Origin of the sequence: Microbacterium sp. TWP3-1-2b2 (assembly GCF_049896145.1) — a bacterium.
Classification (GTDB): Bacteria; Actinomycetota; Actinomycetes; order Actinomycetales; family Microbacteriaceae; genus Microbacterium.
Window position 1 is genome coordinate 1 of the sequence record NZ_JAFCTS010000002.1, and the last position, 26,327, is coordinate 26,327.

At 66.7% G+C, this 26,327-nt stretch carries 29 protein-coding genes and 1 riboswitch; of the genes, 12 read left to right on the forward strand and 17 right to left on the reverse strand.

Going from position 1 to position 26,327, the window contains the following annotated elements:
• Positions 1 to 1,704: D-alanyl-D-alanine carboxypeptidase family protein (locus ACP7AR_RS15475; protein ID WP_426187808.1), on the reverse strand; the 1,704-nt coding region annotated here is incomplete at its 3' end.
• A 116-nt stretch (positions 1,705 to 1,820) separates the two neighbouring features.
• Positions 1,821 to 1,932: riboswitch (TPP riboswitch) on the forward strand.
• Between ACP7AR_RS15475 and ACP7AR_RS15480 the strand changes: the two genes are divergently transcribed.
• The 3 genes from ACP7AR_RS15480 (at position 1,923) to ACP7AR_RS15490 (ending at position 4,818) form a co-directional block, all read left to right on the forward strand.
• The gene (locus ACP7AR_RS15480; protein WP_426187810.1) at positions 1,923 to 2,564 is read left to right on the forward strand and encodes an ECF transporter S component; all 642 of its coding nucleotides are present in this window, start codon (positions 1,923 to 1,925) and stop codon (positions 2,562 to 2,564) included. Its footprint overlaps the riboswitch before it by 10 nt.
• 2 nt (positions 2,565 to 2,566) lie before the next feature.
• Complete coding sequence (locus ACP7AR_RS15485) at positions 2,567 to 4,024, forward strand: ABC transporter ATP-binding protein (RefSeq protein ID WP_426187812.1); 1,458 nt, start codon at positions 2,567 to 2,569, stop codon at positions 4,022 to 4,024.
• Positions 4,021 to 4,818: an energy-coupling factor transporter transmembrane component T family protein gene (locus ACP7AR_RS15490; protein ID WP_426187814.1), complete on the forward strand. Its 798-nt coding sequence runs from the start codon at positions 4,021 to 4,023 to the stop codon at positions 4,816 to 4,818. The genes ACP7AR_RS15485 and ACP7AR_RS15490 overlap by 4 nt, the downstream gene beginning before the upstream one ends.
• Before the next feature lie 96 nt (positions 4,819 to 4,914).
• On the opposite strand, the gene ACP7AR_RS15495 is transcribed toward ACP7AR_RS15490, so the two are convergent.
• Complete coding sequence (locus tag ACP7AR_RS15495) at positions 4,915 to 5,310, reverse strand: MmcQ/YjbR family DNA-binding protein (RefSeq protein ID WP_426187816.1); 396 nt, start codon at positions 5,308 to 5,310, stop codon at positions 4,915 to 4,917.
• Positions 5,307 to 6,032 carry a phosphotransferase gene (locus ACP7AR_RS15500; RefSeq protein WP_426187818.1) on the reverse strand — a complete coding sequence of 242 codons (726 nt, stop codon included), beginning with the start codon at positions 6,030 to 6,032 and terminating at the stop codon, positions 5,307 to 5,309. Before ACP7AR_RS15500 ends, ACP7AR_RS15495 begins: the two co-directional genes overlap by 4 nt.
• Before the next feature lie 139 nt (positions 6,033 to 6,171).
• On the opposite strand from ACP7AR_RS15500, the gene ACP7AR_RS15505 reads away from it, so the two are divergent.
• Complete coding sequence (locus ACP7AR_RS15505; protein WP_426187820.1) at positions 6,172 to 7,314, forward strand: hypothetical protein; 1,143 nt, start codon at positions 6,172 to 6,174, stop codon at positions 7,312 to 7,314.
• Between the two features lie 60 nt (positions 7,315 to 7,374).
• On the opposite strand, the gene ACP7AR_RS15510 is transcribed toward ACP7AR_RS15505, so the two are convergent.
• The 3 genes from ACP7AR_RS15510 to ACP7AR_RS15520 form a co-directional block, all read right to left on the reverse strand.
• A complete protein-coding gene (locus ACP7AR_RS15510; protein WP_426187822.1) occupies positions 7,375 to 8,565 on the reverse strand; it encodes a macrolide family glycosyltransferase in 1,191 nt (396 codons plus the stop codon).
• Positions 8,562 to 8,840, reverse strand: coding sequence for an AbrB/MazE/SpoVT family DNA-binding domain-containing protein (locus ACP7AR_RS15515; RefSeq protein WP_426187824.1), 279 nt, complete (start codon positions 8,838 to 8,840; stop codon positions 8,562 to 8,564). The genes ACP7AR_RS15510 and ACP7AR_RS15515 overlap by 4 nt, the downstream gene beginning before the upstream one ends.
• Before the next feature lie 138 nt (positions 8,841 to 8,978).
• Positions 8,979 to 9,338, reverse strand: a complete 360-nt coding sequence (locus ACP7AR_RS15520; RefSeq protein ID WP_426187826.1) for a DUF488 domain-containing protein — start codon at positions 9,336 to 9,338, stop codon at positions 8,979 to 8,981.
• A 97-nt stretch (positions 9,339 to 9,435) separates the two neighbouring features.
• Here ACP7AR_RS15520 and ACP7AR_RS15525 point away from each other — a divergent pair, with 97 nt between their 5' ends.
• Both ACP7AR_RS15525 and ACP7AR_RS15530 read left to right on the forward strand, forming a co-directional pair.
• Positions 9,436 to 10,197: an SDR family NAD(P)-dependent oxidoreductase gene (locus tag ACP7AR_RS15525; RefSeq protein ID WP_426187828.1), complete on the forward strand. Its 762-nt coding sequence runs from the start codon at positions 9,436 to 9,438 to the stop codon at positions 10,195 to 10,197.
• Between the two features lie 19 nt (positions 10,198 to 10,216).
• Positions 10,217 to 11,050 (forward strand): SDR family oxidoreductase, encoded by an 834-nt coding sequence (locus tag ACP7AR_RS15530; RefSeq protein WP_426187830.1) that lies wholly within the window; start codon positions 10,217 to 10,219, stop codon positions 11,048 to 11,050.
• A 23-nt stretch (positions 11,051 to 11,073) separates the two neighbouring features.
• Here ACP7AR_RS15530 and ACP7AR_RS15535 read toward each other — a convergent pair whose 3' ends face one another.
• Together ACP7AR_RS15535 and ACP7AR_RS15540 are read right to left on the reverse strand one after the other, a co-directional pair.
• Positions 11,074 to 11,820 carry a sulfite exporter TauE/SafE family protein gene (locus tag ACP7AR_RS15535; RefSeq protein ID WP_426187832.1) on the reverse strand — a complete coding sequence of 249 codons (747 nt, stop codon included), beginning with the start codon at positions 11,818 to 11,820 and terminating at the stop codon, positions 11,074 to 11,076.
• Positions 11,821 to 11,822: 2 nt separating this feature from the next.
• Positions 11,823 to 12,461, reverse strand: coding sequence for a bifunctional 4-hydroxy-2-oxoglutarate aldolase/2-dehydro-3-deoxy-phosphogluconate aldolase (locus tag ACP7AR_RS15540; RefSeq protein ID WP_305687532.1), 639 nt, complete (start codon positions 12,459 to 12,461; stop codon positions 11,823 to 11,825).
• Between the two features lie 122 nt (positions 12,462 to 12,583).
• On the opposite strand from ACP7AR_RS15540, the gene rlmN reads away from it, so the two are divergent.
• Positions 12,584 to 13,846, forward strand: coding sequence for a 23S rRNA (adenine(2503)-C(2))-methyltransferase RlmN (gene rlmN / locus ACP7AR_RS15545; protein WP_426187835.1), 1,263 nt, complete (start codon positions 12,584 to 12,586; stop codon positions 13,844 to 13,846).
• On the opposite strand, the gene ACP7AR_RS15550 is transcribed toward rlmN, so the two are convergent.
• Entirely contained in the window at positions 13,795 to 14,430 is a 636-nt protein-coding gene (locus ACP7AR_RS15550) for an NAD(P)H-dependent oxidoreductase (protein WP_426187837.1), read from the reverse strand. The genes rlmN and ACP7AR_RS15550 overlap by 52 nt on opposite strands.
• A gap of 57 nt (positions 14,431 to 14,487) precedes the next feature.
• Between ACP7AR_RS15550 and ACP7AR_RS15555 the strand changes: the two genes are divergently transcribed.
• On the forward strand, positions 14,488 to 15,057 hold the full coding sequence (locus ACP7AR_RS15555) for a TetR/AcrR family transcriptional regulator (RefSeq protein ID WP_426188562.1): 570 nt from the start codon (positions 14,488 to 14,490) through the stop codon (positions 15,055 to 15,057).
• An 80-nt stretch (positions 15,058 to 15,137) separates the two neighbouring features.
• On the forward strand, positions 15,138 to 16,679 hold the full coding sequence (locus ACP7AR_RS15560) for a DUF4407 domain-containing protein (RefSeq protein ID WP_426187839.1): 1,542 nt from the start codon (positions 15,138 to 15,140) through the stop codon (positions 16,677 to 16,679).
• A gap of 18 nt (positions 16,680 to 16,697) precedes the next feature.
• On the opposite strand, the gene ACP7AR_RS15565 is transcribed toward ACP7AR_RS15560, so the two are convergent.
• Positions 16,698 to 17,273, reverse strand: a complete 576-nt coding sequence (locus ACP7AR_RS15565) for a TetR/AcrR family transcriptional regulator (protein ID WP_426187841.1) — start codon at positions 17,271 to 17,273, stop codon at positions 16,698 to 16,700.
• A gap of 72 nt (positions 17,274 to 17,345) precedes the next feature.
• Here ACP7AR_RS15565 and ACP7AR_RS15570 point away from each other — a divergent pair, with 72 nt between their 5' ends.
• Entirely contained in the window at positions 17,346 to 17,963 is a 618-nt protein-coding gene (locus ACP7AR_RS15570; RefSeq protein WP_426187843.1) for an NAD(P)H-dependent oxidoreductase, read from the forward strand.
• Between the two features lie 9 nt (positions 17,964 to 17,972).
• Here the strand turns inward: ACP7AR_RS15570 and ACP7AR_RS15575 are convergent, their stop codons facing one another.
• From ACP7AR_RS15575 to ACP7AR_RS15590, 4 genes are read right to left on the reverse strand one after another with little or no spacing between them, the layout of a single operon-like run.
• Entirely contained in the window at positions 17,973 to 18,866 is an 894-nt protein-coding gene (locus ACP7AR_RS15575; protein ID WP_426187845.1) for a carbohydrate ABC transporter permease, read from the reverse strand.
• Positions 18,863 to 19,813, reverse strand: a complete 951-nt coding sequence (locus ACP7AR_RS15580; RefSeq protein ID WP_426187847.1) for a carbohydrate ABC transporter permease — start codon at positions 19,811 to 19,813, stop codon at positions 18,863 to 18,865. The genes ACP7AR_RS15575 and ACP7AR_RS15580 overlap by 4 nt, the downstream gene beginning before the upstream one ends.
• 2 nt (positions 19,814 to 19,815) lie before the next feature.
• Positions 19,816 to 21,129, reverse strand: a complete 1,314-nt coding sequence (locus tag ACP7AR_RS15585; protein WP_426187849.1) for an ABC transporter substrate-binding protein — start codon at positions 21,127 to 21,129, stop codon at positions 19,816 to 19,818.
• Positions 21,130 to 21,173: 44 nt separating this feature from the next.
• Complete coding sequence (locus ACP7AR_RS15590; RefSeq protein ID WP_426187851.1) at positions 21,174 to 22,394, reverse strand: aminotransferase class V-fold PLP-dependent enzyme; 1,221 nt, start codon at positions 22,392 to 22,394, stop codon at positions 21,174 to 21,176.
• 146 nt (positions 22,395 to 22,540) lie between these two features.
• Between ACP7AR_RS15590 and ACP7AR_RS15595 the strand changes: the two genes are divergently transcribed.
• Both ACP7AR_RS15595 and ACP7AR_RS15600 read left to right on the forward strand, forming a co-directional pair.
• Positions 22,541 to 23,269, forward strand: coding sequence for a FadR/GntR family transcriptional regulator (locus ACP7AR_RS15595; RefSeq protein ID WP_426187853.1), 729 nt, complete (start codon positions 22,541 to 22,543; stop codon positions 23,267 to 23,269).
• A 53-nt stretch (positions 23,270 to 23,322) separates the two neighbouring features.
• A complete protein-coding gene (locus tag ACP7AR_RS15600) occupies positions 23,323 to 24,336 on the forward strand; it encodes an aldo/keto reductase family protein (protein WP_426187855.1) in 1,014 nt (337 codons plus the stop codon).
• A 105-nt stretch (positions 24,337 to 24,441) separates the two neighbouring features.
• Here ACP7AR_RS15600 and ACP7AR_RS15605 read toward each other — a convergent pair whose 3' ends face one another.
• Genes ACP7AR_RS15605 through ACP7AR_RS15615 form a run of 3 tightly spaced genes read right to left on the reverse strand, consistent with a single transcriptional unit; the run spans position 24,442 to position 26,326 of the window.
• Positions 24,442 to 24,948: a glycine cleavage system protein R gene (locus ACP7AR_RS15605; protein ID WP_426187857.1), complete on the reverse strand. Its 507-nt coding sequence runs from the start codon at positions 24,946 to 24,948 to the stop codon at positions 24,442 to 24,444.
• Between the two features lie 18 nt (positions 24,949 to 24,966).
• The gene (locus ACP7AR_RS15610) at positions 24,967 to 26,022 is read right to left on the reverse strand and encodes a PLP-dependent cysteine synthase family protein (RefSeq protein WP_426187859.1); all 1,056 of its coding nucleotides are present in this window, start codon (positions 26,020 to 26,022) and stop codon (positions 24,967 to 24,969) included.
• Between the two features lie 22 nt (positions 26,023 to 26,044).
• Positions 26,045 to 26,326: a hypothetical protein gene (locus tag ACP7AR_RS15615; protein ID WP_426187861.1), complete on the reverse strand. Its 282-nt coding sequence runs from the start codon at positions 26,324 to 26,326 to the stop codon at positions 26,045 to 26,047.
• Between the last annotated feature and the right edge of the window lies 1 nt (position 26,327).

The following is a 26,327-nucleotide window of genomic DNA, read 5'->3' on the forward strand; positions in this document are numbered from 1 at the left end:
GGGGTGGGTGTTGGGGGGGGTGTTTGCTGGTGGGGGGGGCCCCGGCGGCCCCCGCCCCCCCCCAACGCCGAGAAGCTCGAACGGGTGGGTCAGGCGCCACCAAGGACTCGGACCGGAGACTTCGTCTGAGAGCGACACGGTGACCTCGACGGCATCCACCGGGCCACTCACGTCGAGAGTTCCGACCTCATCGCCGACAGCGCGTCCCTCACCCATCGCGAGCGTCGCGCTCATGTCGGCCGATGCTCCGTTCCACAGCACCACGGTCGCATCCTCGTCGGTGATGAGATCGACGTTGGTTCCCCACAGTGTCTCGACCTCCCCGACGACGGTGCCGGCCGGAACCGCAGGGGGCGTGTCCTGCAACGCCTTCTCGACTTCGGCGAACAACGAGCGTGTCACGGCGAGGCGTTCGTCATTGCTGCCCTGATTCAGCACGGCGGCGAAAAGACGCACGGTCGTGTCGCCGACCACGACGTCTTTCGCAGTGAGCATGCTCCAACCCTCGAGGGTTCCGGTCTTGATGCCGACGACACCCGGGTCCGCGAGCATGCCGTTCGTGTTCGTGACGAGGCCCGCTCCAGGGATGTCGACGCTGGCCGTTCCGACGATCTCGGCGAAGACCGGGTTCTGCATGGCGCGTTCGCCGAGGCGCAGCAGGGCGTCCGGAGTGGCGACGTTTCCCTCATCGAAACCGGAAGGCGTGACGATCGTGATGCCGGACAACCCGCGGTCGGCGAGCCAGTCGGCTGCGGCCTCGGCGAAGCTCGCATCCGATCCCCAGATCTCGCGTGCGAGGCGATCGATGTAGTTGTTGGCAGACCCGAGCAGGGTGCCCTGCAGCATCTGATACTCGGTCAGCACACCGTCGACCGGGACGTCCAGTGCCGACTGATCGGCGCGACGATAGTCCCAGTAGTCCACGCTGTCGCTGTAGCTGAAGGAGAACTCGGGTCCCTGTTCGCCGAGCTGCAGTGGCATCCGGTCAAGCACCATCAGCGCCGTGACGACTTTCGTCACGCTGGCGATCGATACGGCATCCGCGGCGGACGAGATCGACGAGACACCGGCGATACCGACGCCTGCGCTACCGGCAGAGGGCCAGGTCGGCGTCGCGGGTTGTGCGGCGACCGTCTGGAATTCCACGGCCTCGACAGTCGGCGGCACCTCGTGCAGCGGCCACAGCAGCACGGTCGCCGCATATGCGAGCACGAGCGCGGTGAGAGCACCGATCGGTACCAGCCAGCGGGCGCGTAGCAGCGCGGGGCGCAGCCGTGCATCAGCGAGAAGATCGGGCGCCGCCTCACGCATCGTTACTGGATCGAGATCGGCAGGGTGGGTGGCGTCCGCGACCTCGTCGGTGTCGAGCCAGGTGAAAGCGGTGGCCGTCCGTTCGCCATCCGCCCACTGCACATCGGACGCGGTGGCACCATCGGCATCGAGGTCATCGTCTGACGCCAGCACCGTCTGAATGTCATCGAGGGCGGCATCGCCCGGTGCCGGCTCAGCGTCCGGCGCGGGTGATCGCCCTGTTTCCAACGCATCCGAGGGTGCCTCGTTGTCGGCAGCATCCGCAACAGAAGCGTCCGCGGTGTCGCTGAAGGGCAGTGCGGGCGGGCGAACGGTCTTCGTGGTGCCCGTGCTTGCGCGAAGTCCACGCCGGGTGAGGGTCCCGGTATCGGGCGTCGCGTCATCGATGGTCACCTGTTCACGGTACCGAATGCAGCGTGATGCTGCGTGTAGACGCGGGCGATGCTGTGAGCGGATGCTGGTACCGTCCTGGTGGCGGTACCGAGGTTTTCGAACCTGGGTATGATCGTCAACACAACCACGGGAGTCCGGCGAGCCGGGCTGAGAGGGAGCGACAAGCGCTTCGACCGTCGAACCTGATCTGGGTCATGCCAGCGCAGGGAGGAGTTCAAATGAGCACGTCTACACGCACGCCCGATGCTGCACGCGACGGCGCAGGCACGAATCCGTGGCGCTGGCGCGTCGTCGACATCGTCGTCGCCGCCGTCCTCGGTGTCGCGATCGGCCTGCTCTTCTGGGGATGGAACGTCGTCGGCGGAGCCTGGTTCGGGGCGGCGGATGCGGTGACCCCCGGACTCGGCGGCATCGCTGTCGGCATCTGGCTGATCGGCGGTGTCATCGGCGGCCTCGTGATCCGCAAGCCTGGCGCCGCGCTCGTCGTCGAGGTGGTCGCCGCGATCGTCTCGATGCTGATCGGCAACGTGTGGGGCGTCTCCACCGTCCTGTCCGGACTCGTGCAGGGTCTCGGCGCCGAGCTCATCTTCGCGCTGTTCCTGTATCGCCGGTTCGGCCTCGGAGTCGCAGCTCTCGCCGGTGTCGGCGCCGGCGTGGCGGCCTGGGTGTTCGAGCTGTTCTACGGCAGCTCGCCGAACATCCTCAAATCCCTCGAGTTCAACACCATCTACCTGGTGTGCGTCGCCCTTTCCGGCGCGATCCTCGCGGGCGTCGTCGGGTGGCTCCTCGTGCGCGCACTGGCGAAGACCGGAGCGCTCAGCCGCTTCGCCGCCGGCAGAGAACTCGCACGCGAGGTCTGACAATGGCCACCGCCACCCCGGCGCGAGTGCAGGCCGCGGGCTGGGGCTGGCGCTACGCCGGACGGAAGCTTCCCGCCGTCGGCGACGTCTCCTTCACGATCGAGCCAGGGGAGCGTGTGCTGCTGCTCGGTGCCTCCGGCGCGGGCAAATCGACCCTGCTCGCGGGCCTCGCAGGGGTGCTCGGCGATGCTGATGAGGGCGAGCGCACCGGATCGCTTCTGATCGACGGCGCCAGCCCCGAGTCGCGTCGAGGTCAGGCCGGTCTCGTCATGCAGGACCCGGATGCCGGGATCGTGTTGTCGAAGGTCGGCGACGATGTGGCATTCGGATGCGAGAACCTCGGCGTCACGGCATCAGAGATCCCCTCCCGCGTAGCGGCGGCGCTGGAAGCCGTCGGTCTGGAGGTGCCGCTGCGCCATCTCACCAAGGAGCTCTCCGGTGGGCAGAAGCAGCGGCTCGTGCTCGCGGGCGTGCTTGCCATGCGTCCGGGGCTGCTGCTGCTCGATGAGCCGACCGCGAACCTCGATCCCGATGGGATCGCCGAGGTGCGGGCGAGTGTCGAACGGGTCGTCGACGCCACGGGTGCGACATTGATCGTCGTGGAGCACCGCACTCCGGTCTGGATCGACCTCATGACCAGGGTGATCGTGCTCGCGGCCGATGGAGGGCTGCTCGCCGACGGCTCGCCGGCGCGGGTGTTCGCCGAGCACGGTCGAGCCCTGGCGGACGCCGGGGTGTGGGTGCCCGATCAGGCTGTCGAGCTGCCGGTGCTGCCGTCCCCGTCTGGCGCGGCATCCGCTGTTCTCGAGGCGAAGGGCCTCGCCGTCGCGCGCCAACCGCGCTCCGTCGTGCAGTCCAGGCTCGACGTGCGCGTGCCGCAGGGGAGTGCGACCGTCATCACCGGACCGAACGGCGTAGGCAAATCGACGCTCGCTCTCACGCTGGCCGGCCTCCTCCCGGAGCACGCGGGTGAGGTGGTCGCGGCATCGTCGCTTTCCGGGCGTGGTGGCCGCCGGCCGATCCGGTGGACATCGCGCGAGCTGCTCACCCGAATCGGCACGGTGTTCCAGGAGCCGGAGCATCAGTTCCTCACCCAGACGCTGCGCGACGAGCTCGCTGTCGGGCCGAAGGCACTCGGCTGGGACGCCGAGCGCACCGCATCCGTTGTCGACGCGCTGCTCGAGCGCCTGCATCTTTCGCATCTCGCACTCGCGAATCCCTTCACACTGTCCGGCGGGCAGAAACGTCGGCTCTCGGTCGCGACGGTGCTCGCGGCCTCTCCCGAGGTGATCGTGCTCGACGAACCGACCTTCGGTCAGGATCGACGTGGCTGGATCGAGTTGGTCGCGCTGTTGCAGGAGGAGATCGCCTCGGGCACGTCTGTCGTCGCAGTGACGCACGACGAGGGCGTGGTCCGCCACCTCGGCGGGCATCGCATCGTATTGGAGTCGACCTCGTGACCGCGCAGCGCACCGCGGTGTCGACGGAACCTCTGCGCCGGTCGTGGCTCGACGGCGTGAACCCGGTGACGAAGCTCGTGCTCGCGCTGCTGCTGTCGGTGCCGCTGTTCGCGTCGATCGATGTCGTGAGCGGTATCGCCGCGATCGGACTGCAACTGCTGTGCCTGCCGCTCACCGGGATGCGGCTTTCGACGGTGCTCAGGCGGATGCTGCCGATCGTGATCTTCGCACCTGTGGCGGGGCTCAGCATGCTGCTGTACGCGGAGCCGGCCGGGCGCATCTACTGGAGCTTCGGCTTCGCGACCATCAGCGAGGACTCGATCCAGCTCGCCATCGCTGTCGGTCTGCGCGTGGTGGCCCTGGGGCTGCCGACGATCCTGCTGTTCGGGCGCACCGATCCGACCGAACTGGCTGATGCTCTCGCCCAGGTTGCGAAGCTGCCCAGCCGATTCGTGCTCGGTGTCCTCGCCGGCACGAGGATGCTGGGGCTGTTCCTCGACGACTGGCGCACGATGGGTCTTGCGCGCCGTGCGCGCGGCGTCGGCGATCGCGGCGCGCTCCGGCGGTTCTTCTCGATGGCATTCGTGCTGCTCGTCTTCGCGGTGCGCCGCGGCACGAAGCTGGCGATGGCGATGGAGGCGCGCGGCTTCGGCTCCGGCATCCCGCGCACCTGGGCCCGGCCGTCGCGTCTGCACGCGCGCGACGGAGTCGCGCTGCTGGGGGGCGCGGTGATCATGGCGCTCGCGTTGGCTGCGGCGGTGTTGCTCGGCACGTTCCGGTTCGTGTGGAGCTGAGATCCTCTTTCCACGACCATCCGCTACATGTTTCGGCATCCGCTACATCGATCGATGACGCGGATGTCGAAATGTGTAGCGCTGGCGACGTCGCTCTCAGCGTTCGTCGAGCTCGCGCACGAGTCGCCGAGGCGCGGTGACGCGGAATGAGGCGTCGATGAGCTCGGCGATCTCCCGCCAGTCCGTCGCGTCGTCGAGATCGATCCCCAGCCAACCGGATGGGCCGAGATAGGCCGGCACCCAGAATCGCGGATCCTGACGGAGCGCGGGCTCGTCGGCGGGATCGGGGCGCACCATGATCGCCGCATCGTGGGCGACCCACTCCTGATCGATGCGGACGGAGCCGCCGAAGTAACAGAACACCTTCTGCGTGAAGAACGCCGGGCGTCCGTGGCTGACCTTCTCCGCGGCCTCGGGAAGGGCCAGCGCGATGGCTCGGGCCCGTGCCAGCAGCGGGTCGTCATCTTCGAACATGATCGGATGAGCCGTCATGTCGCATTCCACAGGTCGCGGTAGTACGCCAGTCGCTCGCGGTCGGGCTCGAGGCCGTACGCCTCGATGAGTGCGTCGTCCCACCCGGGGCCGTAGTTCCACGTCGTGCTCATGGATGCCACGGCGATGTCTGCCCAGCGGTCGGCGGTGCCGAGTGCGGCGAGGTCGACGTGCGCGAGCCAGCGCCCGCCGGCGTCGAGCAGGGTGTTGGGTACGCACGCGTCGCCATGGCAGACGACGAGGCGATCGACGGCCGGCGCCTCGTGCAGTGCTTCGGGTACGCGAATGCCGCGGGCTCCGGCATTCGCGATTCGGGCGGGTACGCCCCAGCTCCACGCGCATTCGCCGATCGGCAGTGCATCGTGCAGCGCGCGCAGACCCTCACCGACGGCTCTCACAGCCGTTGCGGGCTCGGCGATCCACCGGGCCACGACAGCGCTTTCGCCGGGAACGGCGACCGTGACAAGCCACTCGTGGGTGGCATCCTCTCCCTGTTCGATGACCTCTGGCACCGGGGTCCACCGGGAGGCCCAGCGCATGCGCTCCGCCTCGTCGCGCATGTTCGCCTCGGCATCGAGGGGACCGTACTTGATGAAGCGCCCATCGTCGGTGCGGTACGTGAGCCCACCGATGTTGTTGTGCCACACGGGCGCGAGCGCCGCGCGACCTGCGAGCTCGCGCACGCGCTGCGGCACTTCGATGTGCGTGGAGGGGATGCTCACGTGACCATTCTCTCGGTCATCGCCCCGATCTTCCTGATTGTCGCCTTCACAACTCGAATGAAAGCTCACTCGCGCGGGTGAGGCACGACCACCTCAGTAGGTGATGCTCGCGACGGTGCCGCGCTCGTACCGTGAAGCCATGACTTTGCGCACCCATCGTCTCCTGACGTTCGTCGTCGTCCTCTGTTCGGCCGTGCTGACCATCGCCGGCGGCGTCCGCCTCATCATCCCCGGCTCACTTGACTGGGTAGAGGGTGCGGCTCCTGGGCTTGCTGGGCGAGTGCTTCCCGACGCGGTGGAGGCGACGCTCGGCCTCGCTATCGGCCTCGCAGGCCTCGCCGTCGGACTGCTCGAGCCCGCCGCAACGCGCACCGGTCAGGCGCCGACGGTGCTGCGAATCGCGGTCGTCGTCGTCGCTGCCGTCATGATTCTGCTGACTCCCGGAGAGCTGATCCCGATCGCCGGCTACTCCTTCGTGGCGTTCGTCGTCGTCGGCGTCGTCGTATTGAGTGCGCTGTTCGTGTGGCGCAATCCCTCGTGGGGTGTGGTCGTGATCGCTGTGATCGCTGCCATCGCGACATGGGTGTTCGTAGGGCTGAGGGGCGCAGCTGTCGTGGGCGAGCTCGGGCCCGCGTTCGTCCGACAACTCCCTTGGCTGCTGTACGCGGTCGTATATCTGATTGCAGCGGTTGCCCTCATCACTCGATCGGTGATGCGTGAGATTGCGCATCGCGGCTCCTTCGCCGAGTGGTTGCTTCGCCATCGCACCGCGGTCACCGTCGTCGCCGCATGCTGCGCCTTGCCGTACTCGATCGCTCGGGCGTCGTGGCTGACGCCCTGGCCTCTGCTTGCACCAAGCGGGATCGATTTCGCCGAGGAAACGGGCACGCTTCTCATCGGGCTCAGCCTCGGTGCTGCGATGCTCTCTGGTGGCGTGCTGACACTCGGGCTCATCCGTCCATGGGGTCAGCGCTTCCCGCGGTGGATGGCAGGTCTTGGGGGACGCCCGGTGCCGATCTCGCTCGCCGTGGTTCCGGCATCCATCGTCGCGGCGTTGTTCACCGTCGGCGGCGTCGACTTGATACTGCCGACGATCGAGGTCGCGCTGAGCGGCGGCAGCGTCGGCGACGTTGTCGTGTCCCTGTTCATGTTCCCGTTCTGGTTGTGGGGACCACTGCTCGCCCTGGCGACCTGGGGCTACGCCATGGCTCGTCGCTCGGACGCCGCGTCGGGACCTTGGCCGAGCATCCGCGAAGGACTCTCAGGTGCACTGAACGGATAGGCGACACCTGACCTGTGGTGCTGTGAGGCGCCGCTGGAAGGGTGTCATCATGCCCAAGTCCTATCGCCGTGAGTTCCGTGACGATGTCGTGAGGATCCGCTCCACGACATCCGCGCCTGCCTTGGCGCCGCCCGACGCCTCGATCTCGGCGCTCATGTCGGCGAGTCGCTGTGCGATCTGCCCGTCGCGCGAGACGCGGTCGATCGCATTCCAGAGCGCGTCGGGTGTGAGCGCCGTGTGACCGAGCGATTCTCCGAGACCGAGGTCGCGGATGCGGTCACCGTTGGCCTGCTGTTCCGCCATCTGCGGAACAGCAATCATCGGTACTTTCAGGGCAAGGGATTCGAGGGTGCTCCCCATTCCGACATGGGTGACGAATGCCTGGGCGCGCTTCAGCACGGCAAGTTGGGGCACCCGCTGGTGCAGCTCGACGTTCGGTGGGAGGTCACCGAAGCCATCCATGTCGACCTGGTTGCCGACCGCCATCACGACATGCCACGGGCGCTCACGCGCCGACTCCACGACCATCTGGAAGAACTCGGGCTGATTGTTGTACGCCGTCCCGAGCGACACGAGAACGACGGGCACGCCCGGCGCGGGAGCCTTCCACTCGCCTTGAAACGATCGGTCCGCGATGATGGGCCCGACGAAATCGTGGTCGGGGAAGGTCTCACCCCGCGGCTGGAACGACCGCGGTAGCGTCACGATCCGCGCAGCCGCAAAACGTCCTTGCATGAACGCGCCGACGTCCGGGATCCCCTCGGAACGAATGTACCGGCCGATACGGAGCATCGTCACGAGGAATCTCGGGCTGAACGGGTTGATCCGCACATAGCGGCTCATGTTCCAATGCTTGTTCCCGACGAAGTTCGGCCACGTCTCGACCGATGGGACGTTCCAGCGGTGTGCCAGGATCCGCCCCCACCATCCGAGCGTCCCGTCGTGGACCACGAGGTCGGGGCGCGGCTGGTCAGCGAGCTGTGCGACCATCGCCTTCGTCTCGTCGAGCAGCAGGCCCATGGCGCGGACCATCTCTCGACCATGCATCTGAGGGATCGAGTCAGCATCGAGTGATTCCCACTCGGACCGCACGCGGTGAAAATATGCACCGCTCGCGGCGACGCCTTTCTCGTATTCGCTCGGAGCTGCGAAGACGACGTCGTGACGACGAGTGACGAGTTCCTCGGCGAGGCCGAGCATCGGAGTGACGTGCCCGTGCCCGTGGGGCCCCATGAAGAGGATGCGGCTCATGACCGTGCCACTCTTCGTACCCGATCCGCGAGCACCGTCGTGTCGCCCAGGAGGTCGAGCAGACGATCAGCACCCATGAGCGCCAACCCGTCCGGACTACCGAGCACGATCAGCTTGTCGCCCGGCGCGATGTCATGGTCACGCCTGGCCTGTGCGGGAATCACGACCTGACCTCTCTCGCCGACGGTCACGGCGCCGTAGAACATCCGTCCGCCCGGGCCGGAGAGGGCGTGATCGGCTTCAGAGCTCTCGAACTCACCACTGGTCTTTGACATGGAATACATGTTATACATGTCGTCGTGACGAGGTGGTGCGCCCACAACTCCCCAAGAAATGGTTGCAGAACGCCGACTTGTTCGCCGGGGGCACCGCATGTCAGCGAAACTTGAGGAGTTGTGAACAAGCAAGTGCGGTCACAGCAGCGGCCGCAACGCTGCCTCGAGCACGACCGCGTGGTTGTGCTCCTCGTCATGTGCGGCGTAGACGAGGGTGACGACTCCGTGCTGCTTCAGTTCGGCCGCGAGCTCTTCGAGTGCGGGTGCGGTCTCATTCCCCAGTTCCGCGCGATAGCGGTCGGCGTATACGCCCCAGTCATCGTCGGATGCCGCGTGCCAGGCCTTGCGCAGTTCGGGGCTGGGAGCGGTGTCCTTGGCCCACAGATCGATCTCAGCCCTTTCCTTCGCCAGGCCTCGCGGCCACAGCCGGTCCACCAGCACACGGAACCCGTCAGCCGCCTCGGCGTTGTCGTAGGCTCGCTTGCGACGCAGTTCCATACCCTCCACCCAACACCTGTTCGCACCGCGACGCCAGGGTGGAACTGAGAACTGCGTATGCTGGAACTGAGTTGCACACCCGTTCGAAGGAGAACACATGCAGGTCCAGGGATCCGGAGCACTGATCACGGGCGGCGCCTCAGGCCTCGGCCTCGCCACCGCCCGCGCGCTCGCCGCAGCCGGCGCGCACGTGACGCTGCTCGATCTTCCTTCATCTCAGGGCGCGGAGCTGGCCGCAGAACTGGGCGGCACGTTCGCCCCTGGTGACGTCACGAGTCCCGACGATGCCGCATCCGCCGCGGCATCCGCGAACGCCGCGGCTCCGCTGCGCATCGTCGTGAACTGCGCCGGCATCGCACCACCCGCGAAGGTGCTCGATCGCGACGGCAAGCCCGCAGTACTCGCGGACTTCGAACGCGTGGTCCGCATCAACCTCGTCGGCACATTCAACGTCACCTCGCAGGCATCCGCCGTGATCGCGAAGAACGAACCCTCCGACTCGGGCGACCGTGGCGTCATCATCAACACGGCGTCCGTCGCCGCGTTCGACGGGCAGATCGGTCAGCCGGCGTATTCGGCGTCGAAGGGCGGAGTGCACGCCATGACGCTGCCGATCGCGCGCGAGCTCGCTCGGCACAGCATCCGGGTCTGCACGATCGCTCCCGGCATCATGGAGACGCCGATGCTGGCCGGACTCCCACAGGCTGCGCAGGAGTCGCTCGGCCAGCAGGTGCCGTATCCCGCACGTCTCGGGCGTCCGTCAGAGTACGCGGCGCTCGCCCTGAGCATCGTCGAGAACGACTACTTGAACGGTGAGACGATCCGCCTGGACGGTGCGATCCGGATGGCGCCGAAGTGAACAGAGAAGAAGGAGCAGCATGAGCAACCTCGCAGGCAAGACGATCCTGATGTCCGGCGGCAGCCGCGGCATCGGACTGGCGATCGCGCTGCGCGCGGCAGCGGATGGCGCGAACATCGCGATGCTCGCGAAGACAGACACCCCGCATCCCAAGCTCGAGGGCACGATCTACACGGCCGCGGACCAGATCCGTGCCGCAGGGGGCAACGCACTGCCGATCGTGGGCGACGTACGCGAGGACGATGACATCACCGAGGCGGTCATGAAGACGCAGGGCGAGTTCGGCGGCATCGACATCGTGATCAACAACGCCAGCGTCATCGACCTGTCCCGTTCGCTCGACCTCGGCGCGAAGAAGTACGACCTGATGCAGGACGTCAACGTGCGCGGCACGTTCATGCTGTCGCGCGCGGCGATCCCGCAGCTGCGCGAGGCAGAGAACCCGCACATCCTGTCGCTGTCGCCGCCACTCAACCCCACACCGAAATGGCTCGGCGCGCACACCGGCTACTCGTTGGCGAAGTTCGGCATGACCATGGTCACTCTCGGGCTCGCGGCGGAGTTCGCCTCGGACGCGATCGCAGCCAACACGCTGTGGCCGCGCACGACGATCGCGACAGCGGCAGTGCAGAACCTGCTCGGTGGCGACAAGGTGATGGCTGCGAGTCGCACGCCGGAGATCTATGCGGATGCCGCCTACGCAGTGCTCACGAAGACGGCGGCCGAGTACACCGGACAGAGTCTGATCGTCGAGGACGTGCTGGAGGCGGACGGCGTGACCGACTTCTCCGGCTACGCCGCCGTTCCCGGTACGCCGGACGACCGGTTGTTCCCGGACATCTTCCTCGGCTGAGGTCAGCGTGCGGCTGCGATGGATCAGAACAGCAGGTAGACGGCGCCGATGATCGTCAGGACGATGACGATCCAGTCGAACACCTGCTGCTTCATCCGACGCGCCACGCGCACCCCGAGCAGTGCACCGACGACGACGAGCGGGATGAGTACGGCATCCATCAGCAGCACGGGGCCGCTGAACAGTCCGATACCGGCGAGGAAGGGCAGCTTCACGAGGTTCACGATCGCGAAGAACCACGCCGAGGTGCCGAGGAACACCTGCACCGGGGTGCGCATCGCGAGGAAGTACATCGACATCACCGGCCCAGCGGCGTTCGCGACCATGGTCGTGAAGCCGGCGAGCGCTCCGTACGAGGATGCGATCACGATGCCGTGCTCGGCCGGCGCGGCATCCCTCTTGCTCTGACGCCATCGACGCCACAGCGTGATCCCGATCATGACCAGCAGGATGACGCCGATCGCACGGCGCACGATGTTGTCATCGCCGATCGCGAGCAACGCGAAGCCGGCCAACAGGCCGGCGGCGACGGCCGGTGCCAGCCGCAGCAGGGTCGGCCAATGCGCGTGCCGCCGGTATGCGATCAGGGCGAACATGTCGCCGACGATCAGCAGGAGCAGCAGTGCCGCAGTCGATGTCCGAGCGGGGAGCACAGCGGCGAAGAGCGCCACCGGCAGGATGCCGCCGCCGGGGATCGCGGTCTTCGCGAGGCCGATCGTCAGCGCGGCCAGCGCCAGGACGACCCACGCCCATGGCAGGAGATCGGGCACGCTCAGGCGCGGGCGGCGCTGAGCGCCGCGGCGAACGCCTCCGCGCGCGCGGTGAGGTCGGACCAGTCGCCGGCCTTGATCGACGCGGAGTTCGCGAGGTCGCCGCCTGCGCCCACTGCCACCGCACCCGCAGCGAACCACTCTGCGAGGTTGTCGGGCTTCACGCCGCCGGTGGGCATGAGCGGAGCGTCGGGGAACGGTCCGCGCAAGGCGCCGAGGTACGACGGGCCGCCGAGGGATGCGGGGAAGATCTTCACGACGTCGACGCCGAGCGCGAGCGCGCTCATGACCTCGGTCGGAGTCATCGCTCCTGTCATCACGACGCGTCCGGTGTCGAGCATGGCGCGGGTGAGGTCGGGCAGTGTGCCGGGACTCACGAGGAACTCGGCACCCGCGTCTGCTGCGGCCGTCGCCTGTTCGATCGTCGTCACGGTGCCGGCTCCGACGTAGGCGGCATCGCCGTGGCGGGCGATGAGCTCGCGGATCACGGCAGGAGCATCGGGCGTGGAGTACGTCACTTCGATGCCGGCGACCCCGCCGCGGATGATCGCATCTGCCGCATCGAGCGCCTGCTCAGGCGAGGGAGCGCGCAGTACGGCGAGAACTCCGGTGGCACGGGCACGGGCAAGACGGTCGGTCATGGAAGCTCCTCGATCGGTGACGCTTCTATTCTCGTGCATCCTGCAGGCTGTAGTGACAGGCTCTGCGCGCTGCGGTCTCGACCCCAGCCGCTTCCCACCTGCCACCGCGTACCCTTGGAAGCATGACTGAGTCCTCCCGCATCCGCTCGACGGGTCCCGCACGCCCGAGAACGGATGCCGCCACCCAGGTGCGTCCCCGTACCGAAGGGTGGACCCAGAAGAAGGACGAGAGCGGGCGTCCGCTGCTGCAGTTCGCGAGCCCGAAGCGTGGCAAACCGCCGGTGCACCTCGCCGACCTCTCTGTCGAAGAGCGCATCGAGAAGGTCAAGGAACTCGGCCTGCCCGGATTCCGTGCGAAGCAGCTCTCGACGCACTACTTCACGCACTACACGTCCGACCCCGCCGAGATGACCGACCTCCCCGCCGCGCAGCGCGAAGAGCTCGTCGCCGGCATGCTGCCGCCGCTGCTCACCGAGGTGCGCCGACTGGAGACAGACAAGGGCGACACGATCAAGTTCCTCTGGCGTCTGCACGACGGTGCGCTCGTGGAGTCGGTTCTCATGCGCTACCCGGGGCGCATCACGCTGTGCGTGTCGAGCCAGGCCGGATGCGGCATGAACTGCCCGTTCTGCGCGACCGGCCAGGCGGGTCTGACCCGCAACATGTCCTCCGCCGAGATCATCGAGCAGATCGTCCGCGCGAACCGTCTGATCGCCGAGGGCGGCCTGGGTGGCAAGAAGGCCGACGACCACAGCATGGAGCGCGTCTCCAACATCGTCTTCATGGGGATGGGCGAGCCGCTCGCCAACTACAAGCGTGTGATGGATGCGGTGCGCACGATGGTCGCAGAGCAGCCGCACGGTCTCGGCATGAGCGCCCGCGGCATAACGGTGTCGACCGTCGGCCTGGTGCCGGCGATCCGCAAGCTTTCCGACGAGGGCATCCCGGTCACCTTCGCGTTGTCGCTCCACGCGCCGGATGATCACCTGCGTGACGAGCTCATCCCGGTGAACTCGAAGTGGAAGGTCGACGAGGCGTTGGATGCCGCGTACGAGTACTACGAGAAGACCGGTCGCCGCGTCTCGATCGAGTACGCGTTGATCAAGGACATGAACGACCATGCCTGGCGCGCCGATCTGCTGGCCGAGAAGCTCAACCAGCGCGGACGCGGTTGGGTGCATGTGAACCCGATCCCGCTGAACCCGACTCCGGAGTCGGTGTGGACGGCATCCACCCGTGAGGTGACGAACGAATTCGTGCGCCGCCTCAACGACGCCGGCGTGCCGACCACCCTCCGCGACACCCGCGGCAAGGAGATCGACGGAGCCTGCGGTCAGCTCGTCGCGACCACCGAGGACGAAGCAGCCTCGGCCGCGATGGCATGAGTCTTCGGTCGGTCGGCGTCTCGCCGTGCGTCTGACGCTCCGGTGCGTTCGGCGTTGACGAGCCACCGAGCGATTCGCGCTTCGTCCGCACCTTGAACGCCGAGTAGGCGATGCACGCGGAAGGGGCGGACGCCGCAGAGCTTCATCGTGCTCTTCGCAACGTGCGCGGAGGCGGGGAGCCCGAGTACGGGCGCTGCATACCAGGGGGTATCGGCGAGGAGGAACATGCGCCCGCGTCGTCCCCGAAGCAGCCCTTGAGGCAGGCCGAGAGAGGTGTACCGGTACTCCTGCTGCGGCAGCAGAGCGCGGTCGAAGAAGCCCTTGAGCAGGGCTGGCACCGATCCCCACCAGAGCGGGGTCGCGATGATGATCGTCTTCGCCTCCTGCATGGCCTGTTTGGCGTCTGCGAGGTCGGGTTCCAGTGACATGCGCTGTCGGTAGCCGAACCGCATGTGCGGATCGAAGTCGAGGTCGCGAAGGGTGAGCAGCCGAGCGTCGCCGTAGCCGGTGGCATAGCGCTGGGCGATGGATGCCGTGAGGGATTCAGCGTTCGGATGACCGTCGATGATGAGAGCGGATGGCATCGGAGATTTCCTATCTTGACACTGTCTATTAGGTGGACACTGTCAAGATAAGCAATGATGTTGCTTGTGTCAAGTTCGAAAACCGGCTATCACCACGGTGACCTGGCGCGCGCCCTCGAAGCCGCGGCCATGCAACTGCTCGAACGGATGCCGGCCGCCGAGATCAGCCTGCGCGAGGTCGCGCGCGCAGCCGACGTGAGCCACAATGCGCCCTATCACCACTTCACCGACCGGCGCGGGTTGCTGAAGACTCTCGCCGAACGCAGCATGGGGGAACTCCTTGACGCAGTTCGTCAGGGAACTCTGGCCGACACTCCACGCGCTGCGCTTGTCGGAGCGGGCGCCGCGTACATCCGCTTCGCGGCGGAGCATCCGAATTCCTTCGATGTCATCTACGACCCGACCGTGTGTGTACCTGGGGCGCCGACCGAGACCATGGCGCCGCTCATCGATGAGCTGGAATCCGTCCTCGCTGCCGCCGCGCGAGCGGCGGGTCTAGGTGACGCCGACGACGTCGCCGCGCTGTGGGGTCTCGCGCACGGACTCGGCACGCTCACGGCCGCCGGTCACCTGAGACTCGATGCTTCGCTCGACGCGCTCAATGCGACCGTCGATCGGCTCGTCTGACCCCTCAGGTGCACGTTCCTGAGAGCCGCTCGCAGGACTCTTGCACCGAGTCCACAGGCACTCTTTCCTACATTGGTCTGATGCCATACTCCGCCCATCGACCGGGTCGCCTCGACTCGCAGGGTCAGATCATCCTCGACAGTGACTCCGATGCTGTGACCGATGATCTCGACTTCCTGCGCGAGTTCGAACCCACGGGTTCCGACTCGACGTCTTCCGTCGACGACGCACCCTCTGTCGACGACGCCCCCGCAGTCGACGGGGCTTCTGACGACGACGAGCCCTTCATCGGAGCGACGCCGCAGCGCCCGGCCGCCGTGGAGCCGGATGCTGCACCCGCTGCCGCCACCCGCGAGACGCCGGCGCGTCAGCAGCGCGTCCGCCGACCGCGTCGCTCCCGCACGCCCGGTTCGCGTCTGCGCACCCTCGCGATCCTGGGTGGTGCCGACGGGGACATCCTCGACCGTGTCCCGGGCGAGACGCCTCGCTTCGTGCAGATGTTCTTCGTGCTCGCCGGCACCGCTCTCGTCTCCGCGATCTCGATGCTGTTCGCGCTCACGACCGGCGTGCAGGCGATCATCTGGCTGGCGGTTCCACTGGCGATCATCTGGGCCCTGATCATCTTCAACCTCGACCGCTTCCTCACCTCGACCATGACGTCGACCCGCAACATCTGGAAGCTCATCGGACTCGCCATCCCTCGGGTGATCATGGCCGTGATCATCGGCTTCGTCGTCGCCGAGCCGCTCGTGCTGCAGATCTTCCACAACGACATCTCCCGCGAGGTCGCCGCCACGAACATCGTCCAGGCGCAGTCTGACCAGGAAGCGCTCGAATCCGGTCCGGAGAAGCTGGCGCTCGACGCCGCATCCGACCGCGTCGCGACGCTGGAGAACCAGGCTGCCACCGGGATAGTCGCCGGCACCGAATCGTCATCCGCCACCGAGTCCGCGGCACAGGCGACCGTCGACGATCTGAGCGCCAAGATGGCCGATCAGCAGGCGGTCATCGATCAGGCACGCGCGCTGTACCAGTGCGAGCTCACGGGCGAGGGTGCCGGCACGGTGCCGGGCTGCACCGGCGTGAACGGCGAGGGCGCGAGCTCCGACGCCGCCGAGGCTCAGCTCGCCGAGGCCCAGCAGACGTACGACGCCCTCGCCGCACAGCAGCGCGACGCGAACGAAGATCTGGAGGCCGCGGGCTCCGCAGCCAAGGAGAACACCTCGGCGTCCGAGTCGCAGAACCGTGAGCAGGCGCAGTCCCAGCTGCCCGCCGCAAGAGACGGCTATGACCAGGCTCTCGCCGCGTACAACGCGCGGGCGGATGCCGTGGCGGGCGGCAATGCCGGAGCCACGGGGCTACTGAGTCAGATCAGCGGCCTGAACCGGCTCTCCGAGAAGGAACCGGCGATCCTGTGGGCGCATTGGCTCATCGCCGCGCTGTTCTTCATGATCGAGTTGCTTCCGGTGCTCGTCAAGGTGCTCACGAGTTTCGGCGAGCCGACGCTGTACGAGAAGACTGTCGCGATCCGCAAGCAGGTGGCGCTGGACAAGGTGACCGCCGAAGGGTTCCGTGACCGTGCGCAGATCGTGACCGAGCAGTCGGCCCCCCAACCGACCTGATCTGCGGGTTCGTGCGGATCAGGTTCTGCCCACCACCGTGACGATCAGCGCCGCGAGTTCTTCCTTCGCCGTGTCGGCGGACAGTGCTCCCGATACCGCTGCCTGCGACAGCGCCTCCGCGGCGCCGAAGATCGCGGTGATGGATGCGTGTGTCACCCCGGCTGGGGCGCTGAAGGGTTCGAGGATCTCGCGGCACCGCTCGGAGTACGCCTGCTCTGACTCGCGTTTGACTGACTCCAGTTCCGGCGAACCCTCCAGAGCGGCGAGCACTCCGGTCAACTCTCTACCCTGAGCGAGAGCGCATTCGACGTACGAGTCGGCGATGGCGTTCGCGCGCCCTGCAAGAGTGACGTCGGCGGTGACCAGATACTCCTCGAGCATCGCGTTCTGGCGTTCGTCGAACTCCGTGAAGAGAGCGGCGAGGAGAGCGGCACGGGAGGCGAAATGACTGTAGACGACCGGTTTCGCGACTCCTGCCCGTTCAGCGAGTCGGCCGAGGGTCAGAGCATCCGCTCCCTCCGAGCGGACCAGGGCCCAGGAGACCTCGACCAGCTGACCGTACCTGTCCGCGCGCGAAAGTCTCCGCCTGGTCATCCGACCCCTTCCCACCTTATGTACTATTAGTAACCTACGCTTAGTACATAACAATCCTACCGGAGGAAACCCATGAGCAGTCTCGTCGTCGTCTCGCATTCCGATCCTGACTCGCTGACGCACAACGCGGCTCGATCAGCATTCGAGGCGATCCGGGCTGCGGGCGGCGACGCGGAGTTCGCAGACCTCGCGGCCGAGGACTTCGACCCGCGATTCGCAACCGCTGATCTGGATCTGTACCGCGGCAGGGGCGGCGTGCCGGCCGAGGTCGTCGCCGAGCAGGAACGAATCGACCGTGCAGACCACCTGATCCTGGTGTTCCCGATGTACTGGTGGTCGATGCCCGCGCTGCTCAAGGGCTGGATCGACCGCGTCTTCGTCGGCGGGTGGGCTTACGACGCGGCACCGGGGGCGGCGCAGTTCGGGATGCTGGATCGCCTCACGATCCATCTGATCATCGTCGCCGGCGACGATAAGAAGAGCTTCGAACGGCATGGGATACCCCAGGCGGTCAGCACTCAGATCGAACGAGGAATCGTGAAGTACTGCGGCGCGACGCACGGGTCCACGACGTACGTGTACGAGTCCGACACGAAGGACCGTGATCTTCTCGCCACCGAGCTTCGCGAACTGAGCGAGAAGATCGCAGTGAGCACCGCTGACCGCGCCGGGGTCGGCGCCCCGGCGTGACGGCGGCGGCTACTCCTTGACCGCTCCCGCCGTCAGGCCCTGGACGATCCACTTGCTGGCGAGGGCGAACAGCACCATCGTCGGGAGGATCGTGACGACGGCAGCGGCGGACATCGAGCCCCAGTCGACGTTGAACGTCGAGATGAAGCCGTTCAACGCGGCCGGCACCGTGCGGTTCTCGTCGGAATGCATGAGCACGACCGACAGGAACAGCTCGTTCCAGCAGTTCACGAAGTTGAAGATGAACGCCGCGATGATGCCGGGAGTCATGACCGGCACGAGCACGCGGAACAGAGCGCCGAGCCGCGAGCATCCGTCGATCATCGCCGCCTCCTCGAGCGCCACTGGAACGTTCTCGAAGAAGCCGCGCAGCATGACGGTGGAGAACGGAATGCAGATCGCGACGTAGACGAGGATCAGGCCGAACTTGCTGTCGACCAGGCCGAGGTCGGCCATCATCGAATACAGCGGCCCGAGTGCGATGAAGGCGGGAATCATCTGGGTGAGCAGGAACGCGATGAGCACCGCGCCCTTGCTGCGGAACTCGAAGCGCGCGATCACGAAAGCGCTCAGCAGCGCGATGAACGTGCTCGTCGCACCCGCGACCAATGCCACGATCGCGGAGTTCGCCAGGAACACACCGAAGTTGCTCGTCTCGAACAGATTGGCGTAGTTCTGCATCGACGGCTGGCTGGGCCAGTACTCGATCGGGTACACATTGACCGTGGCCGGCGCCTTGAACGAGGTCAGGGCGATCCAGTACAGCGGGAACAGCGTGATCAGCAGCCAGACGGCGAGCCCTGCGAAGCGCAGGATGCCGAGACCGGACACCTTCTTCTTGCGGTTCCCGATCGGACGACGACGCGCGCCCGTCGGAAGGACCATCTGTGCAGTGGCGCTCATCGGTTGGCCCTCCTCATCGCCATCAGGTAGAAGGCGCAGAACACGAACAGGAACCCGACGACGATGAGGCCGATCGCGCTCGCGATGCCGTAGTTGCCCTGCTGGGTGTAGTTGATCATCCAGGTCGTGATGATGTGGGTCTGATTCGCCGGTCCGCCCCTGGTCATCGCCCAGATGATGTCGGGGAAGTTGAAGATCCAGATCACGCGCAGCAGCACGGTCAGCATCAGCGTCATCCGGATGTAGGGGATGATGACCGAGAACAGCTGACGGAGCCTTCCCGCGCCGTCGAGGCTTGCGGCCTCGAGCATCTCATCCGGCACCGACTGGAGAGCGGCGAGGATCATGATCGCGAAGAACGTCACTCCGTACCAGATGTTCGCCACGATCACCGCGACCATCGCGAGCTTCGGATCGGCGAGCCACGGCAGCGGAGCGTCGATGAGCCCCGTCTTCATCAGCAGGTCGTTGATGACGCCGAACTCCGCGTTGAACATCCAGCGGAACAGCATCCCGATCAGGAACCCCGAGACCGCCCAAGGGAAGAACACCAGCGCCTGGTAGACCCCGCGGAAGCGGAATCGAGTGCGAAGGGCGAGGGCGATCAGGAAGCCGATGACGAACTGCGGCACCAGCGATCCGATGACCCAGAGCACGGAGTTCCACGCGACCTGCGGGAAGACCGGATCGCTGAAGACGCGCGCGAAGTTGTCGAAGCCGACGAACGGGGTCGAGGTGAGGTCCCAGAGGTTCCAGTCGTGGAACGCCATCCGGATGCCCTGCAGCATCGGGTAGTAGGTGAACCAGCAGACGAAGAGGATGGCGGGGGCCAGGAAGCCGAGGATCGTCCAGGCATGTCGACTGCGGAAGACCTTCTTCCCCGGCCGCGCCGGGGCGGCCCCACCGGATTCACCGGTGGAGCGCCCCGAACGTGTCAGCAAGGTCATGGTCAGCCCTTTTCAGAGGCGTACTTCTCGACCCAGTACGCATCCCACGACTCGAGCAGTTCGGCCGTGGTCATGTTGCCGAGCAGCACGTTCTGCACATCCTGGTCGGACTTCTGAATCCATTCGCTCCACCAGCTCTCGCCACGCGGCTGCTGCACGTTGACGTAGGTGTCGGGGTTCTCTGTCATCGTGACGTAGCTCGTCCACGGACCGGTCGAGTAGAACTCGTCGTCGGACGCTTCGGCGATGATCGGCACCAGACTGTTGGCCTGCGCGAACTCGGTGGCGGGCTCGGCAGAGGAGAGGAACTCGACGAGCTCCACGGCCTCCGCCTTGTGCTTGCTCGCCTCGGCGACACCCCAGCCGGCGACGGCGAGAGGCTGTGCGGCCTTGCCGTCAGGGCCGGTCAGCAGTGGTGCGGTGTCCCACTGGTCCTCGGTGAGGTTCGATTCCTGCACGGTCGCGATGACCTCTGGATCCTGCAGCAGGAAGGCGGTCGAGCCGTTCGTGAACCCGGCGACCATCTCGGGGTAGCCCCAGGAGACAGCAGACGGCGGCGAACCCTGCTCGAACAGGTCGAAGTACGTGTCGACGGCATCCTGCGCCTCAGGCGCCGCGAAGATCGTCGAACCGTCTTCGAGGAGGAAGGCGTTGCTCGGATCGAGGTCGTCGACGAGGTAGGCCTCGATGGCGGCGACCACGTTCGTGTTGCCGTTCTGGCCACCGCGGAACGCGTAGCCGTACGTGTTGTTCGCCGGGTCCTGGATGGCTGACGCCTGCTCGAGGAGCTCTTCCCAGCTGGTGGGCGGGCCGTCGAACCCGGCCTCCTCGACCAGGTCGGTGCGGTAGAACAGCGAGAGGCCGTAGAAGCCGTACGGGACGAAGTAGCTCTTGCCATCGCCCTCGGCAGCAGCCTTGGCGTTGTCGGTCAGGGCATCCCAGCCGTCCCAACTCGCGAGGTCATCGGTCATGTCGTACAGCCAGCCGTTGTTCGAGAACGGGCCGACGGTGATGTCGCGCACTTCGAGCACGTCGACGCCGGAACCGGACTGCAGCATCTGCTGGATGGTCTGGTCGGCCTGCTCGGTGGGCGGCGAGACCAGCTTGACCGTGACGCCGGGGTTGGCGGCCTCGAAGTCGTCGAGCAGGCCCCGCAGCAGCTCGGTGCGCGCGGGGTTGGTCAGACTCTCGACCATCTGCAGTTCGACGTCGCCGCCATCGGCGGAGGAATCGGAGCCGCCGCCGGAGCATGCGGTCAGGGCCAGCAGGGCGACTGTGCCCACGCCGGCGATCGTCGTCAGACGAGTGCGCTTCATGACGTACCTCTTTCGTGTGTGGTGATTGTTCTCGGGGATTCGGGTCAGGATTCCGCGGCCTCGGCCGCGCGGAGGATCTCGGGGATGCAGCGTTCGACGTACGCCTCGAAATCGCTCACCTCGGTGTAGAGGTGGACGGAGAGGCGGTAGTAGCCGCGACCCTCGAAGCTGGTGAACGCCGTCTCGACGCCGACGCTGTCGAACAACGTCATCCGGAGATCGTCGGCCTCTTCACGGGTCTTGCCGAGCCCGTCGGGGAGGCGGATCAGGCGCATGGCGTCGGCGGCCGCGGGGAGCTGCACGAGTGCCTCCTCCGCCACATAGGGCTGTACGGCGTCGGCGATCATGCGGGCTCCCATGTCGGCGAGTTCGCGCATCGTGGTGCGGGTCCGCGCCCAGGTGTACTCGCGCTCGACGAACTCGATGGCGGCGGGGGTGCTGATGTATGTCGTCGCGTCGATCGTGCCCTGCGTGTCGAAGCGGCCGGGGAAGGGCTCCGGCGCACCCCAGGAGTCGATGAGCGGCCACAGTTCCTGCCGGTCGGGATCGGCGGTGACGAGAACCGCGGATCCGCGCGGGGCGCAGGGCCATTTGTGCAGATTGCCGAACCACCAGTCGCCGCCGCCGACCGCCGCGGCATCGGCGACGAGTCCGGGCGCGTGCGCGCCGTCCACGAGCACGCGGATTCCGCGCTCCCGCGCGAGCGCGCTGATCTCGGCGGTGGGGAGCACGCGGGCGGTGGGGGAGGTGATCTGGTCCACCACGATCAGGCGCGTGCGCCCGGTGATCGCCTGGCGGAAGAGCTCCATGATCTCCTCCGCGGTGGCGAACAGCGGGATGTGCACCGTGCGCACGTGGGCGCCGAAGCGCCGTGCGAGTCGGGCCGCACCCATCGTGATCGCGCCGTAGCCGTGGTCGGTGACGAGGATCTCATCTTCTGCGGAGAGGTGCAGGCTGTTGTAGACGACGGTCGCGGCGGCAGACGCGTTCGGAACGAATGCGGTGTCCTCTGCGCGGGCCCCGACGAACGGGGCGACTCTGGCGCGAGCCTCCGCCACGTGCTCGGCGATGCGGGGAAACCACCCGACGGGACTGCGGTCTGCCTGCGCACGCAGCTCGTTCTGATGCTGTACGACCTCGGTCGGGACCGCGCCGAAGGAGCCGTGATTGAGGTGGATGATCGCGGGATCGAGAGGCCAGGCATCACGGGCACGCATACCGGATGCCAGCTGCACCGGGGCGATGGTGGATGTCGGCTGCTGCATGGTGCCTCGTTCGGGGAAGATCAGACGAAAGGAAACTTGTTGCACAACTTTGCCATAATCCGACCCGAAAGGCGATTCAAAGACGTACATTTAGCAAAGTCGTAATACAACTTGGTGCAGCGGGGTCGGCGCGGCAGACTCCGAATGTGGAGCGGCGCTCACCGGCGCCCGAGAGAGAGAGCAGGCACATGGGTGCGATGGAGACGGCGCTGCACGGTCTGCGTGCATTGATCGCCGACGGTGACCTGCGCCCCGGCGACCGACTACCCAGCGAGGGCGAACTGTGCGAGCGGCTCGGCGTCTCGAGGGGTCCTCTTCGCGAGGCGATCCGCACACTCGCTGCACTCGGCGTGATCGACACGCGACACGGGTCCGGCAGCTACGTGTCAGAGCTGCACGCGGCAGATCTGATCAAGGGCCTCGGCCTCACAGTGGGACTGCTGCCCCTGGACTCGATCATCGAGCTGTACGAACTGCGCCGTGCGCTGGAAGCTCATGCCGCGAGCCTTGCGGCAGCGCGCGTCGACCAGGACACGATCGGGCGGCTGGATGCGCTTCTCGATCGGTTGGAGGCGGTCACCGACGATGAGGAGCTCTCCGAGCTCGATCACGAGTTCCACTCCGCCATCGCCGATATCGCGGGAAACGACGCTCTGGCGATGCTGCTCGATGTGCTGCGGGCGCGCTCGCGCGCCTATCGGATCTTCACGACAGAGGATGCCGCGCAGATCAAGGTGCTCTCCGACGCCGGGCATCGATCGATCCTGCGCGGACTCGAGGCCCGGGACCCGGTGGCAGCCTCGGCGGCCGCTGCCGGACATGTGGCCCAGACGGAGTTCTGGCTGCGCAAGCATCAACCAGCAACGCCGAGATGACGCATCGAGACGAAGCCGACCCCGCTCTTTCCGTCAGCCGCTAGCGTTGAGACATGGTCAACTATCGCTATCTCGGCAACAGCGGTCTCAAGGTCTCTGAGATCACCTACGGCAACTGGGTCACGCACGCATCACAGGTCGGCGACGACGCTGCGGTGCAGACCGTGCACGCGGCATTGGATGCCGGCATCACGACATTCGACACCGCAGACACCTACGCGAACACCGCTGCGGAGGTCGTGCTCGGCAAGGCGCTCGAGGGCCAGCGCCGCGAGGGGCTCGAGATCTTCACGAAGGTCTACTTCCCGACCGGTCCGAAGGGCCCGAACGACACCGGGCTTTCCCGCAAGCACATCCTCGAGTCGATCAACGGATCGCTCAAGCGACTCGGCACCGACTACGTCGACCTGTACCAAGCGCACCGTTTCGACTACGAGACGCCGCTGGAGGAGACGTTCCAGGCCTTCGCCGATGTCGTCCGGCAGGGCAAGGCGCTGTACATCGGCGTCAGTGAATGGACGGCGGAGCAGCTGCGCGAAGGCCACGCGCTCGCGAAGCAGCTCGGCGTACAGCTCATCTCGAACCAGCCGCAGTACTCGATGCTGCACCGTGTGATCGAGGGCAAGGTCGTGCCGGCATCCGAAGAGCTCGGAATCTCGCAGATCGTCTGGTCGCCCATGGCGCAGGGCGTGCTCAGCGGCAAATACCTGCCCGGTCAGCCGGTGCCCGATGGTTCTCGGGCGACCGACCCGCACAGCGGTGCTGACTTCATCAAGGGCTTCCTGCGCGACGAGATCCTCACCGCAGTGCAGAAGCTCAAGCCGATCGCCGAGCAGGCCGGCCTCTCGATGCCGCAGCTCGCGATCGCGTGGGTGCTGCAGAACAAGAACGTGGCAGCGGCCCTGGTGGGAGCATCCCGTCCCGAGCAGCTCGCCGAGACGGTCAAGGCGTCCGGCGTGACGCTCGACGCCGACACGCTGGCCGCGATCGACACGGCGCTGGGCGACACGGTCAACCGCGACGCCGAAGCCACGTACTCGGTCTCCCCGAAGTCGCGCCTGGTCTGAGTTTCTTCCGCCGAGACCCCAGGTTCTCGCCGAGACCCCAGGTTGTTCACGCCTACAACCTGGGGTCTCGGCAGCAACCTGGGGTCTCAACGAAGGTGCGGGTGGTCAGGTCAGGGTGATGTCGACCTGAAGCTCGGACGTGAGTCGCTCGAGATCCGAACGCAGCACGTCGAGATCGGCGGATGCCGGGACCTCGGCCGTCACGGACGCTTCGAACAGCCGACCGCCGGCCATTGCAGCATCCTTGGTCTCGGTGTCGATCGTCTCGATACTGACACCGTGCGCCTGCAGCACGCCGGAGACCTCGCGGACGATGCCGGGTCTGTCATTGCCGAGGATCTGCAGCGATATCGACTGCGCGGCAGCGGTCGCGGCATCCGATCCCGCATGCACGGCCACCGTGAGCAGGCCGTCGAGGGCCTGCAGCGCTGAGGTGAGCTCGTCCTGGCGCTCGGACGTCACCGACACCTGGATGACCCCGGCGAATACTCCGGCGAGTTCGGCGAGCTGGCTGTTCTCCCAGTTGCCGCCGTGGGCGTCGACGACGTCAGCGACGGCTGCGACGAGGCCCGGGCGGTCGGATCCGGCGACGGTGAGGATCAGAGTGGTCATGCGGCCAGCGTAGCCCCGCTACCAGGCGCCCGTCTCGAGGAACCGGTCGAGCTGCGCGCGATGCGGGGCGAGGTCCCAGCCCTGCGCCGCTACCCACTCATCGGAGTAGTAGGTGCCGGCGTAGCGGGCGCCGCCGTCGCAGATCAGCGTGACGACGCTGCCCGTCCTCCCCGCGGCACGCATCCGCGAGATGAGCTGGAACGCGCCGACGAGGTTCGTGCCCGTCGAACCGCCGGCCCAATGCAGGGTGCGTTCCTTGAGGAGGCGGATGGCGGCGATCGACGCAGCATCCGGGATCTGCAGCATCTCGTCGATCACACCCGGCACGAACGACGGCTCGACGCGCGGCCGACCGATGCCCTCGATGCGGCTCGGTGTGCCAGTCGTGTAGTCGGCGGCTCCCGTGCTCCAACCGCCGTAGAACGCCGAGCCCTCAGGGTCGACCACGGCCACCTTGGTCGGATGCTGGCGGTAGCGGACGTACCGGCCGAATGTGGCGCTCGTTCCACCGGTTCCCGCACCGACCACGATCCACTCCGGAACAGGATGCCGTTCGCGCGAGAGCTGACTGAACACGCTCTCTGCGATGTTGTTGTTGCCTCGCCAGTCGGTCGCCCGCTCCGCGTAGCTGAACTGGTCGAGGTAGTGACCGCCGCACTCGGCGGCGAGGCGCTCGGCTTCGCTGTACATCTCGGGTGGGCGATCGACGTAGTGGCAGCGGCCGCCGTAGAACTCGATCAGCTCGATCTTCTCCGGGCTCGTCGAACGCGGCACGACCGTGACGAAGTCGAGGCCCAGCATCCGCGCGAAGTACGCCTCCGACACCGCAGTGGATCCGCTGGATGCCTCAACCAGCGTCGTGCCCTCCTTGATGCGTCCGTTCACCAGACCGTAGAGCAGCAGTGAGCGGGCCAGCCGATGCTTGAGTGAGCCGGTCGGATGCACTGACTCGTCTTTGAGGTACAGGTCGATGCCCCACTCGACCGGCAGCGGGAAGACGTGCAGGTGGGTGTCGGCGCTGCGGTTGGCGTCTGCTTCCAGCAGGGAGATCGCAGTGCTGGTCCATGAGGTCATGGATTCGAGCGTAGCTGTGCCGTCAACCGGCGAGAGGCAGTACCGGAGGATGCTCGTCGCCGAGCGCAGTGTTCGACGACTGCGGGGCGGCCTGAAGGGAGTTGCTCCACGCGATGCCGCCGGCGATCAGCCCCGCCAGCACGACCAGCACGGCGACGACGATGACCCAGCGCCTGCGCTTCTTCTGGGCGCGGATGACGGGCGCCGGCTTCGTGAGAGGGCCGGGAACCGGACTCGGGCGGGTACTCAGGTCAGCCAGCGGCGGTGCAGAATCGTCATGCTGGTTGGGCTGCTCTTCGACCATG